The sequence below is a fragment of the Mesorhizobium sp. M2A.F.Ca.ET.042.01.1.1 genome, assembly GCF_003997405.1.
Classification (GTDB): domain Bacteria; phylum Pseudomonadota; class Alphaproteobacteria; order Rhizobiales; family Rhizobiaceae; genus Mesorhizobium.
In genome coordinates this window covers 1-11625 of sequence record NZ_RZRX01000207.1, presented here as the reverse complement: position 1 = coordinate 11625, position 11625 = coordinate 1, and the positions used below count along the sequence as shown (strand labels likewise).

Sequence of the window (11625 nt, the reverse complement as noted above, 5' to 3'; positions counted from 1 at the left end):
CTCCCCCTCTCCGTCTCGGCTTCGCCGAGCCACCTCTCCCCCACTTCGTGGGGGCGAGGAACCTTCATCCTGCGGCGTTTGCGCTCTTCCCCTCGCACCCTCATTCGCGTACACGCCGGGCCAAATCCCGCCACATCAGCGCAGTTTCCCGGACCGTCCCATGATCCGTCTCGAAAACATCGGCAAGCAGAACGGCCGACAGATCGTCTTCATCGAAGCCTCGGCCGCCTTGCAGAAGGGCGAGAAGGTCGGGCTGGTCGGCCCGAACGGCGCCGGCAAGACGACCTTGTTCCGCATGATCATCGGTGAGGAGCAGCCGGACGAGGGCCAGGTCTCGGTCGATCGCGGCGTCACCATCGGCTATTTCAGCCAGGATGTCGGTGACATGGAAGGCATGAGCGCCGTCGCCGAGGTCATGGAAGGCGCCGGGCCGGTGAGCGCGGTGGCGGCCGAGATGCGCGAGCTCGAGCACGCCATGGGTGATCCCGAGCGCGCCGACGAGATGGACGCAATCATCGAGCGCTACGGCGAGTTGCAGCACCGGTTCGAGGAGCTCGACGGCTATGCGCTGGACGGCCGCGCGCGCGAGGTTCTCGACGGCCTCGGCTTTTCCCAGGAGATGATGGACGGCGACGTCGCAAAACTCTCCGGCGGCTGGAAGATGCGCGTGGCGCTCGCCCGCATTCTCCTGATGCGGCCCGACGTCATGCTGCTCGACGAGCCGTCGAACCATCTCGATCTCGAAAGCCTGATCTGGCTCGAGAAATTCCTGAAGGACTATGACGGCGCGCTTTTGATGACCTCGCACGACCGCGAGTTCATGAACCGCATCGTCAACAAGATCATCGAGATCGATGCCGGCGCGCTCACCTCCTACTCGGGCAATTACGAATTCTACCAGGAGCAGCGGGCTCTCGCCGACAAGCAGTTGCAGGCGAAGTTCGAGCGCCAGCAGGCTATGCTGGCCAAGGAGATCGCCTTCATCGAGCGCTTCAAGGCGCGCGCCTCGCACGCCGCCCAGGTGCAGAGCCGGGTGAAGAAGCTCGACAAGATCGACCGCGTCGAGCCGCCGAAGCGCCGCCAGACGGTGGCCTTCGAATTCCAGCCGGCGCCCCGCTGCGGCGAGGACGTGGCGACGCTGAAAGGCATTCACAAATCCTATGGAAGCCGCTCGATCTATTCCGGCCTCGACTTCCAGATCCGCCGCCGCGAGCGCTGGTGCGTGATGGGCGTCAACGGCGCCGGCAAGTCGACGCTGCTGAAGCTGGTCGCCGGCGCCTCGGAGCCGGACGAGGGCTCCGTCGCGCGCGGCCCGAGCGTCAAGATGGGCTATTTCGCCCAGCACGCCATGGAACTGCTCGACGGCGAGCGCACCGTCTTCCAGACGCTGGAGGACAATTTTCCGCAGGCCGGCCAGGCGCCGCTGCGCGCGCTTGCCGGCTGCTTCGGCTTTTCCGGCGACGAGATCGAGAAGAAGTGCCGCGTGCTGTCGGGAGGCGAGAAGGCCCGCCTGGTGATGGCGCTGATGCTGTTCGATCCGCCCAACCTTCTGGTGCTCGACGAGCCGACCAACCACCTCGACATCACCACCAAGCAGATGCTGATCGAGGCGCTGTCGCAATATGAAGGCACGATGCTCTTCGTCTCGCATGATCGCCACTTCCTGGCGGCGCTGTCGAACCGCGTGCTGGAGCTCACGCCCGATGGCATCCACACCTATGGCGGCGGCTACACCGAATATGTCGCGCGCACCGGCCAGGAAGCGCCGGGGCTGAGAGGGTAGGGCGTTACAGCGCGTCGTAGACGGCGTCGATCAGCACCTTGCGGCGAGGGTCCACATCGTCGAACCCCAGCATGCGGTTGGTGACATAGCCGAATCCCAAGCCGAAGCCGGGATCGGCAAAGCCTATGGCGCCGCCCCAGCCGCTGTGGCCGAAGCTTTGCGGCGACGCGCGGCCGGCATAGACGGGATCCTCGATCTGATAGCCGGCGGCGAAGGCGGCCGGCAGCGCGAAGCTGTCGTCCATGCCACGAAAGCGTGGCCTCGCGGCCTCCTCGATCGCCGCGCGACCGATCAGGCGCTTGCCTTCAAAGGTTCCGCCCGCCGCCATCAGCCCATAGATGCGGGCCAGCGCATGCGCCGTGGACTGGCCGTTCCCGCCCGGCACCTCGGCGGCGCGCCAGGCGCGGTCGTTGGGTGCCAGGGCGCGCGGCGTCGGGTTGTCGCATGCATGGGGAAAGGGCGAGGCGCGCACGAACTCGACCCATTCCGAAGCCTTCGGGCCTTCGATCATCTCGGCGGCTCGGAAATCTTCCATTTGCGGCAGGCCGACATGAAAATCGGCCCCGAGCGGGCCGGCGATCTCTTCCGCGATGAAGCGGCCGACGCTGCGCCCGTCGACGCGCCGCAGCACCTCGCCGGCTAGTTGGCCGTAGCTGAGCGCATGATAGACGCAGCGGCTGCCGGGCTCCCACAGCGGCGCCATGGCGGCAAGCGCATCGACATAGGGTGTCCAGGCGAGCAGGCCCGCCTCGTCCATCGGGACCGCGAGGCCGTTCAACCCGGACTGGTGCGACATGACCTGGTCGAGCGGGATGCGCTCCTTGCCGCCGGCCGCGAATTCCGGCCAATAGCGCGCGACTGGCGCGGCATAGTCCAGCTTGCCGCGCTCGACCAACATCGCGATTGCCAGTGCGACGACTCCCTTGGTGCAAGACCAGACATTGATCAGCGTGTCACGCCGCCAGGGGCGGGTGCGCGCGGCATCCGCATGACCGCCCCAAAGCTCGACGACGGTCTTGCCGTCGGCCACGACCGAGACGCCGCCGCCATGTTCGAGGCCTTCAGCGAAACACCAGGCGAACGCGTCGCGCACGCCGGCGAAACGCGGATCGCAGAAGCCTTCTATAGCCATGCGCGGATTCCCACCAAATTCGCCTCAGCCGAAAAGCTTGATCACAAAGCCGCTGAACCAGGCAAGCTGCGCCGCGTGGTGGGCTTCCATCAGCCGGTCCTGCTCGTCCCGGTCCTGCGCGCCGAGCGTTCCATAGGGCGCGCCTTGCCGCTCCTGCCAGCGCCTGAAGCCTGTCGGGCCTTGCTCGGCGTGGAACTGCAAGGCGTAGGTCTTCTCGCCGATGCGGAACGCCTGGTTGGGAAAAATCTCGCTCGAGGCGAGGTGCACCGCGCCGTACGGCAGGTCGAAGGTGTGGAAATGGTTCTGCGGCAGGAAGAGCGGCCGATCGAGGAAGTCGCCGGCCTCCGCCGTCGGCGTGATCTGGAAATAGCCGAACTCCCTGATGCCGCTTTCCATCGGGCGGACATCGGCGCCGAGATACCAGGCGATCTGCTGCGCGCCCTGGCAGATGCCGAGCAGCGGCAGGTCGTTGTCCAGGCAATGCTCGATCAGCGCGGCTTCCTCGTTCAGGAAGGGATGCTTGTCGGTGTCGAAAACGTTGAACGGACCGCCATAGATCACGGCGCCGTCGACGGAGCCGAGATCGATCGCCTCGCCCTTGAACGGCATCGCGGTCGTGACCGTATGGCCGTTCGCCTCAAGCGTCGTCTGAACATGATCGTCGCCCGGTTCTTCCGAGTGCCTGACCAGAACAATGCGCTTCATCGGAGCTCCTGCCGCTCACTTCGCGAGAACCACGATAGAGCTTAGCGAGTCGTTGGCAATGTGCCAGCTCTGGTCGTTTGGCGCCGGCGCCTTTCCATTCGTCATTCTCGGGCTTGACCCGAGAATCCATGCCGTGACACATGCCGTAGAGCTCAACGGTGCAGAATTCTGTAACCGTTGCAATGCCTTAGCGTTATGGCATGGATCCTAGGGTCTGCGCGCGTCGCTCCGCTCCTTGCTTCGCCCTAGGATGACGAGGCGTGGGCGCGCATCTCGGTATGGGCTCATCACCCCTTCGCCAAGCCGCGATCGATCAGCCGCGCCAGACGTGCCGAGAAGGCCTTGGCGTCGGCCGGCTTGTCGCCATCGAGCACGCGCGCTTCGTCGTAGAGCAGATGCGCGGCGTCTTCCTTGAACGCCTTGTCGTCGTCGCCGAGCTTTGCCAGCGCCGCCACGCGCTCATGGCGCGGGTTGATCTCGAGGATCGGCTTGGCAGCCTTGTCGAGCCGGCCGGCGGCGTTGAGCAGGCGCTCGAACTGGCGGTCCGGGCCATGTTCTGGCGCGACGAGGCAGACGGCGCTTTCGGTCAGCCGGTCGGAGGCCTTCACGTCCGACACCTCGTCGCCGAGCGTCGTCTTCACGAAGGCGAGGAAGGCGGCAATGTCCGACGATGTCTCGGCATCAGGCTTCGCCGCATCGTCGGGCAGCGGGATGTCGGCAAGCTCCGCCGCGCCCTGCGTCACCGACTTGAACGGCTTGCCGTCGAATTCCGGCGTCATCGTCACCCAGAAACTGTCGACCGGGTCGGTAAGCAAAAGCACCTCGATGCCGCGCGCGCGAAACCCCTCGAGTTGCGGCGAAGCCTCCAGCCGAGCGCGGTCGTCGCCGGCCATGAAGAAAATCGCCTTCTGGCCTTCCTTCATCGCGCCGACATAGTCGGCAAGGCTGCGCCAGCCTTCGCCGGAAGCGGTCGAGCGGAAGCGCGCAAGCTTCAGCAGCTGCTCGCGCCGCTCGTAATCCTCATAGAGACCTTCCTTGAGGACGACGCCGAAATTCTCCCAGACCTTGGCATAGGTTTCGGCGTCGTTTTCGGCAGTCTTGGCAAGGTCGCCGAGAACGCGGTTGGTCACGCCCTTGCGGATCGCGGCGAGCAGCGGGCTTTCCTGGATCATCTCCCGCGAGACGTTGAGCGGCAGGTCGGCGGAATCGACCAGGCCGCGCACGAAGCGCAAATAGCGCGGCAGGAGATCGGCATCGTCGGTGATGAAGACGCGCCGCACATAAAGCTTCATGCGGCCCTTGCGATCCTGGTCGAACAGGTCGAACGGCCGCGATCCGGGCACGAAGGCGAGCACGTTGTATTCCTGCCGTCCCTCGGCGCGGAAATGGATGGTCGAGGCCGGCTCATCATATTGGCCGGCGACGCTGCGGTAGAAGTCGGTATATTCCTCAGGCTTGATTTCGCTCTTCTGCCGCACCCACAGCGCCGTTCCGTCGGCGATGTCGCGCGGCTCGGCGCCGGGCTTCTCGACAAGCGTGATCGGCACCGGCACATGGCCCGACTGCGACTTCGCCAGCCCTTCGAGCCGGTATGGCGTGGTGTAGGAGGTGGCGTCCTCCATCAGATGCAGCACCACGCGCGTGCCGCGCTTGGGCGCCGCCTCGTTCGGGATCGGCGCGATTTCATAGGTGCCCTTGCCGTCGGACGACCAGCGGAAGGCCTCGTCGCTGCCGGCCTGGCGGCTGATCACGTCGACCCGGTCGGCGACCATGAAGGCCGAGTAGAAGCCGACGCCGAACTGGCCGATGAGCTGCGTGTCCTCCGCCGCCTTGCCGGCCTCGACGCGCTCCATGAAGGCGCGCGTGCCGGAGCGCGCGATGGTGCCCAGCGCTTCCGCCATCTCGTCGCGGCTCATGCCAATGCCGTTATCCTCGACGGAAAGCTGCTTATTGTCCGGGTCGGCGGCAATCGTGATGCGCGGCTTCGGATCGTCGCCCAGAAGCTCGGGCCGGCTCACCGCCTCGAAGCGAAGCTTCTCGCACGCATCCGCCGCGTTGGAGATCAGCTCGCGCAGGAAAACATCCCGGTCTGAATAGACCGAATGCACCATCATGTGCAGCAGCCGCGAGACGTCCGCCTCGAATGTCCTGGTTTCCGCCGTCTTGGTGTCCGTCGTCATTCAAAATTCCTGGGTTGGTCGTTTGTCCGCCGCGCCAACACGCGCCGGGCTTCGAATCTTCAGCTATTGTTGCTTGTGCCATTGCTGCTTGTGGATGCGCGCCCTGCCAGCGCCGCGGGCGCCAGCGAGACCATGTCGGGCGCCAGAATATCGTGGCGGCGGGCGAAGGCAACAAGGGTTGCCCGCACTGTCTCGGCGTCGATCTCGCCGGCAATGCCGGCTTTGCAGGCATTGAGCGCGATCGTATGCGCGCTGCTCCTGCTCGCCGCCGGCCAATCCTGCAGCAGGGCATAGGCTTCCGCCACCGTCTCCAGCCGCGCCGGCAAGCCCATGCCGACAAGCACCGTGACAGGCTCTTCAAAGCGGTCGTGGTTCATGGTCTGGACCCTCTTTCGGGTGGATGCCCACGGTGCCCGGGCGAAGCCCCCCGGCCAGCATATGTCGGCGCGGGTAGGGCGGTTGCAGGACGATGCTATGCGGCCGCGGCTGGCCTATGCCGGGGAAGGCCTGCACATTGACCAGGCCCGCCGGCGTGCTGTGCGTGGCCGAACTTTGCTGGCTCAGGCGCGGCGGCGGCAGAGCGCTATGCGCCTTGACCAGGGCTTCGATCCAGGCGGCGACCGCCAGCGGCACCGGGGCGCGCCCCTCGATCCAGCGCGTCGCATCAGTCCTGGAACAGCCAAGCTCCTGCGCAAGGTCGCCGGCGTCCCATCGCAAGCTTCTCAAGCATTCCCGCAAGCGTCCTGCAATCATGGCAATCGCAATTCCCTTCGCCCAAATCCCATCGCGACATAGTTGGACGGACCCCGCCGTGGCGGGGCCGATTTCGCTCAGCTTCGCGCCGATGTTTCGGTGGCCGACACCTGCTGCGCGGCAAGGAACATCAGCGTCGAGGCGACGGTCCGCCGGTTCCATCCGGCGGCTTCGGCCGCGTCGAGCAGGCCTGCCAGCAGCGGCTTCAGCACGCTCCGGCATTCGGCTTCATAGGCGAGGAATTCGCTTGCCGAATGTGTCGGCGCGGGGATCGAGCCATCTGCGCTCATCATGTCCATAACGGCCTCCCAAGTTTTGGCGGAACGCCCGCTCCCGTTGACGGGAGCGGGCTCTCGTCAGCGTCTCAGAAGTCCATGCCGGCGCCGGCCGGCACGGCCGGGGCGGCTTCCTTCTTCGGCTTTTCGGCTACCATCGCCTCGGTGGTGACGAGCAGACCGGCGACCGAAGCGGCATCCTGCAGCGCGGTGCGCACCACCTTGGCGGGGTCGATCACACCCTGCTTGTAGAGATCGCCATACTCGCCAGTCTGGGCGTTCCAGCCAAAGGCGAAGTCGGTCTTCTCGCGCAGCTTGCCGACGATGATCGAGCCTTCCGATCCGGCATTCTCGGCGATCTGGCGCGCCGGAGCCTCGATCGCGCGCCGCACGATGTCGACACCGTATCTCTGGTCGGGATTGTCGACTGCAACCGCGTCGAGCGCCTTGGCCGCCCTGAGCAGGGCAACGCCGCCGCCGGGCAGGATGCCTTCCTCGACCGCGGCGCGCGTGGCGTGCAGCGCATCGTCGACGCGATCCTTCTTCTCCTTGACCTCGACTTCCGTCGCGCCGCCGACGCGGATCACCGCGACGCCGCCGGCGAGCTTGGCAAGCCGCTCCTGCAGCTTCTCGCGATCATAGTCGGAGGTGGTCTCCTCGATCTGGGCCTTGATCTGCGTGACGCGGCCCTGGATCTCCTCCTTCTTGCCGGCGCCGTCAACGATGGTGGTGTTCTCCTTCTCGATCGCGACCTTCTTGGCGCGGCCGAGCATCTCCAGCGTGACGTTCTCCAGCTTGATGCCGAGATCCTCGCTGATGGCCGTGCCGCCGGTCAGGATGGCGATGTCCTCCAGCATGGCCTTGCGGCGGTCGCCGAAGCCCGGAGCCTTGACGGCGGCGACCTTCAGCCCGCCGCGCAGCTTGTTGACCACCAGCGTCGCCAGAGCCTCGCCCTCGACATCCTCGGCGATGATCAGCAGCGGCTTGCCCGACTGGACGACGGCCTCGAGCACGGGAAGCAGCGCCTGCAGGTTACCGAGCTTCTTCTCATGGATCAGCACATAGGGCTCGTCGAGCTCGACGCGCATCTTGTCCTGGTTGGTGATGAAGTAGGGCGAGAGATAACCGCGGTCGAACTGCATGCCTTCGACGACTTCCAGCTCGGTCTCGGCGGTCTTGGCTTCCTCGACGGTGATGACGCCTTCGTTGCCGACCTTTTCCATGGCCTCGGCCAGGAAGCGGCCGATCTCGGCGTCGCCATTGGCCGAGATGGTGCCGACCTGGGCGATCTCGTCGTTTCTGGTGATCTTGCGCGCGTTGGTCTTGAGTTCGGCGACCACCGCATCCACCGCTTTGTCGATGCCGCGTTTCAGATCCATCGGGTTCATGCCCGAGGCGACCGCCTTGGCGCCTTCGCGAACGATCGCTTGGGCAAGCACGGTGGCAGTCGTGGTGCCGTCGCCGGCGAGGTCATTGGTCTTCGAGGCGACTTCGCGGACCATCTGGGCGCCCATGTTCTCGAACTTGTCCTCAAGCTCGATCTCCTTGGCGACGGTGACGCCGTCCTTGGTGATGCGCGGGGCGCCGAACGACTTGTCGATGACGACGTTGCGGCCCTTGGGACCAAGCGTCACCTTCACCGCGTCGGCGAGGATGTTGACACCGCGCAGCATGCGCTCGCGGGCGTCGGAATGGAATTTGACTTCCTTGGCAGCCATTGGATCACTCCTTGTCTAGGCAGCTTTCATTGACTGGGTTGCGGTTTGATCGAAGCCCCGGTCAGGCGGCTTTCTTCAGCGTCGCGGCCTGTTCGATCACGCCCATCACATCGCTTTCCTTCATGATGAGCAGGTCCTCGCCGTTGAGCTTGATCTCGGTGCCCGACCACTTGCCGAACAGGATGCGGTCGCCGACCTTCAGGTCGAGGGCTACGAGCTTGCCGCTCTCGTCGCGGGCGCCCGGGCCGACGGCGATGACTTCGCCTTCCTGCGGCTTTTCCTTGGCTGTGTCGGGGATGATGATGCCGCCGGCCGTCTTCTCCTCGGCCTCGATGCGGCGGACGAGCACGCGGTCATGCAGTGGACGGAACGTCATATCGTTCTCCTTCAGGACAAACAGATTGCGAGAGGTCCCTCCGCTCCGGACCGGAGGACCGGAGCGGGGCTCGCGACCCTTTCGGCGTCGCGCGCATGTCGAGCTAATTTTGCCTTCTTCTACTTTCAAGGGGGTGCCAAAAAAAATTTTGGCACTCTCGATCGTCGAGTGCTAGCGTGCTGAAAACATGCGGTAAATTGGGTCGCTCCGACAAAGGAAAGGCTTGAATTCGCGATTGAGCTGAACAAGATTATCGGCGCCCGGCAGCGCCGGACCGTTGAGAAATTTGGAACCCGAACCAAGGAGTTTTTGGAGACGGAGGACAGAAATGGACCGACAGACGCTCTCGCCGATCATTCCTTCCCTTGCTCCCGAAATATCAGACCTTTCGCTCGACCGGCTGCTGTCGCCGGCCAGCCATTTTCAGCACCCGCGCGATGTGCTGGAGGACGGCTCGCTCGACATATGGGAAAAGCGGGCGATCCTTTCGTCCTGGGCATCCGACGCCTGCGCCGTGGAATCGATGCCGGCGCTGCGCCAGCCGCCGGGGGCCGAGCGGCCGGTCTCCTTCGACGACATCATGGATGCGCTGCGCCGACTCGACGCAACCGCCCCGTCGCCCAGCGGCCCTGCCGATGACGACCACCGGCAGCTGGTCGACCGGCTGAGCGCGTGAGGGCGCAAGGCGATGGCGAGCACGGTCAGCTGGGAATTCCGCTTGCAGATGAATGGCTATGGCCTGACCACTGCCGAGATCCATTATCATCTGCCCGACCATCCCAGCCTGCTGCAGCTTTACGTCTGGCAGGACTATGATCTCGCCCCGGATTTCCCCATGCTGAGGGGTTTTCTGGGCTTTTGGGAACGCGAGTTGGCGGGCGCCTTGCATTCCGTCCGGGTTGCCCACCATCGGCTCATCAGGCCATCGGAATGGCGGGCCGTGGACGGGATCATCCCGATCCATTGAAGATCAGCTCCATCAAGGCGGTCGTGTTGTGCGGCCGCCTTCCATCATTGCCTGCCCGCGCGCGAAGAGGGGGCTTTTCACGACCTTGAAGGTGGCTTCGGGTTGGGCCCTTGACGTCCCGGATTTGAATTCCCAGATGGATTTTGCCGGTGCTTTGAGAGACCGGCAAAGGTCAAGGAGCGCCGCTTCCTTGGCGCTCCTCGTATCTATGTTGCTCAATGGAGGATGTAGCTATGAGAACCAGCTTTGACTTCACTCCCCTGTTCCGGTCGAGCATCGGTTTCGATCGAATGTTGAACGCGCTCGAAACAGCGAGCCGGATCGAAACCGTCGACAATTGGCCACCCTACGACATCGCCAAGACCTCGGAAGACGACTATCGCATCAGCATGGCGGTGGCAGGCTTCGCGCAGGACGAACTGGACATTACCCAGGAGCAGAACATGCTCATGGTCTCGGGCCAGAAAGCCGGCGAGGATAAGGGTGAGTACCTGCATCGAGGCATCGCCGGTCGCGCATTCCAGCGCCGCTTCGAGCTTGCCGACCATGTCAAAGTCGTCGGCGCCAGCCTGGTCAATGGCCTGCTGACCATCGATCTGAAGCGTGAAATTCCCGAAGAGATGAAACCGCGCCGGATCGAGATCGCAGCCGACAAGGCCATGCCCAAAGGCGCGACGAAGAAGATCGAAGCCGAGAAGCACGCGGCCTGAGGCCTTCCTGTCGGCGCCCCCGCGCAACGCGCCGGGCACATGGCCCGGCGCAACAGGAAGCCTTTCAGACCGATGAACGGAAAGGAGGAAACCATGAGTGTCCGTGACCTGATTCCCTGGGGCCGGAGCAACGGCAACCAGGTTCCAAGCCTGTTCCACGACGGCGAACGCGATCCGTTCCTGTCGCTGCATCGTGAGGTCAACCGTCTGTTCGACGATGTTTTCCGCGGCTTCGACAGCCGGTTGCCGTCTTTTGGCGGTGTCTCCGCCCTCGGCTCTGGTTGGCCGAGCGTCGAAATCTCCAACGGCGAGAAGGAGATCAAGGTGACGGCCGAGGTGCCGGGCCTCGAACAGAAAGACATCGAAGTCCTGTTCGACGACGGCGTGCTGACGCTGCGAGGCGAGAAGCGCTCGGAGACGGATGACAAGGATAGGCAATTCTCGGAGCGTTACTACGGCCGCTTCGAGCGCCGCATCCCGGTCGGTTACGAGGTCAAGGAAGACGAGGTGGAGGCGCGCTTCAGGAATGGCGTGCTGACTGTCACGTTGCCGAAGAGCGAGAAGGCGCAGTCGCAAGTCAGGCGCATCGACATCAAGAGTTGATGCATCGACGCGGGAGGTCGGCCGATGCGCCTCCCGCGTCGCAATCCTCCATGACAGCCACGGCAGTCGGATCCCGCGCGCGGCCGATCAGGGGCGGCGCGCAGAGAGAAAGTTGACGAACGGAGCTTCTCTGTTCCGTCGCAAAGTCTTCGTATCCACCATATGAATGATGCCAAACAGCTCGATGAATGATGCCAAGCAGCTCGGTGCCTTCTCCCTTTTACAGCGGCGAATTTCAGCACCCATCGCGAGATGAAGTTAACATATGTTATGCCCGGCAGGCAGATCACCTGGAAGCGGTTCCGCATAAGATTGCGACCGGCGATAACCTTAATTTCGGTTTCGGTTGCATAGGCTTCCCGAAAGGAAGGTAAAGGGCTAGATTAGCAATTCATTAAGTACGCGTGGGGCGTGAGTAAGGGA

At 64.2% G+C, this 11625-nt stretch carries 13 protein-coding genes; 5 read left to right on the top strand and 8 right to left on the bottom strand.

The window, feature by feature from the left end; genetic code table 11:
• The first annotated feature begins 160 nt into the window (after nucleotides 1-160).
• A complete protein-coding gene (locus EOA23_RS25550; RefSeq protein ID WP_127306184.1) occupies nucleotides 161-1783 on the top strand; it encodes an ABC-F family ATP-binding cassette domain-containing protein in 1623 nt (540 codons plus the stop codon).
• Nucleotides 1784-1787: 4 nt separating this feature from the next.
• Here EOA23_RS25550 and EOA23_RS25545 read toward each other — a convergent pair whose 3' ends face one another.
• The 8 genes from EOA23_RS25545 to groES form a co-directional block, all read right to left on the bottom strand.
• A complete protein-coding gene (locus EOA23_RS25545) occupies nucleotides 1788-2915 on the bottom strand; it encodes a serine hydrolase domain-containing protein (RefSeq protein WP_127306183.1) in 1128 nt (375 codons plus the stop codon).
• A gap of 24 nt (nucleotides 2916-2939) precedes the next feature.
• Nucleotides 2940-3620, bottom strand: coding sequence for a glutamine amidotransferase (locus EOA23_RS25540; RefSeq protein WP_127306182.1), 681 nt, complete (start codon nucleotides 3618-3620; stop codon nucleotides 2940-2942).
• Nucleotides 3621-3907: 287 nt separating this feature from the next.
• Entirely contained in the window at nucleotides 3908-5800 is a 1893-nt protein-coding gene (gene htpG, locus EOA23_RS25535) for a molecular chaperone HtpG (protein ID WP_127306181.1), read from the bottom strand.
• Between the two features lie 59 nt (nucleotides 5801-5859).
• The gene (locus EOA23_RS25530) at nucleotides 5860-6177 is read right to left on the bottom strand and encodes a DUF982 domain-containing protein (RefSeq protein WP_127306180.1); all 318 of its coding nucleotides are present in this window, start codon (nucleotides 6175-6177) and stop codon (nucleotides 5860-5862) included.
• Nucleotides 6158-6526 (bottom strand): hypothetical protein, encoded by a 369-nt coding sequence (locus EOA23_RS35795; protein WP_189341706.1) that lies wholly within the window; start codon nucleotides 6524-6526, stop codon nucleotides 6158-6160. Before EOA23_RS35795 ends, EOA23_RS25530 begins: the two co-directional genes overlap by 20 nt.
• Before the next feature lie 104 nt (nucleotides 6527-6630).
• On the bottom strand, nucleotides 6631-6846 hold the full coding sequence (locus EOA23_RS25520; RefSeq protein WP_245474347.1) for a hypothetical protein: 216 nt from the start codon (nucleotides 6844-6846) through the stop codon (nucleotides 6631-6633).
• Nucleotides 6847-6917: 71 nt separating this feature from the next.
• A complete protein-coding gene (groL, locus tag EOA23_RS25515) occupies nucleotides 6918-8546 on the bottom strand; it encodes a chaperonin GroEL (RefSeq protein WP_042638257.1) in 1629 nt (542 codons plus the stop codon).
• A gap of 61 nt (nucleotides 8547-8607) precedes the next feature.
• On the bottom strand, nucleotides 8608-8922 hold the full coding sequence (gene groES / locus EOA23_RS25510) for a co-chaperone GroES (RefSeq protein WP_126061669.1): 315 nt from the start codon (nucleotides 8920-8922) through the stop codon (nucleotides 8608-8610).
• Nucleotides 8923-9250: 328 nt separating this feature from the next.
• Between groES and EOA23_RS25505 the strand changes: the two genes are divergently transcribed.
• The 4 genes from EOA23_RS25505 to EOA23_RS25490 all read left to right on the top strand — a co-directional run bounded on the left by EOA23_RS25505 (nucleotide 9251) and on the right by EOA23_RS25490 (nucleotide 11202).
• On the top strand, nucleotides 9251-9598 hold the full coding sequence (locus EOA23_RS25505; RefSeq protein WP_126061668.1) for a hypothetical protein: 348 nt from the start codon (nucleotides 9251-9253) through the stop codon (nucleotides 9596-9598).
• Nucleotides 9599-9610: 12 nt separating this feature from the next.
• Nucleotides 9611-9889 (top strand): usg protein, encoded by a 279-nt coding sequence (locus EOA23_RS25500; protein ID WP_127306178.1) that lies wholly within the window; start codon nucleotides 9611-9613, stop codon nucleotides 9887-9889.
• A gap of 233 nt (nucleotides 9890-10122) precedes the next feature.
• Complete coding sequence (locus tag EOA23_RS25495; RefSeq protein ID WP_126061666.1) at nucleotides 10123-10599, top strand: Hsp20 family protein; 477 nt, start codon at nucleotides 10123-10125, stop codon at nucleotides 10597-10599.
• A 93-nt stretch (nucleotides 10600-10692) separates the two neighbouring features.
• Complete coding sequence (locus EOA23_RS25490) at nucleotides 10693-11202, top strand: Hsp20/alpha crystallin family protein (RefSeq protein WP_127306177.1); 510 nt, start codon at nucleotides 10693-10695, stop codon at nucleotides 11200-11202.
• The last annotated feature ends 423 nt before the right edge of the window (nucleotides 11203-11625 follow it).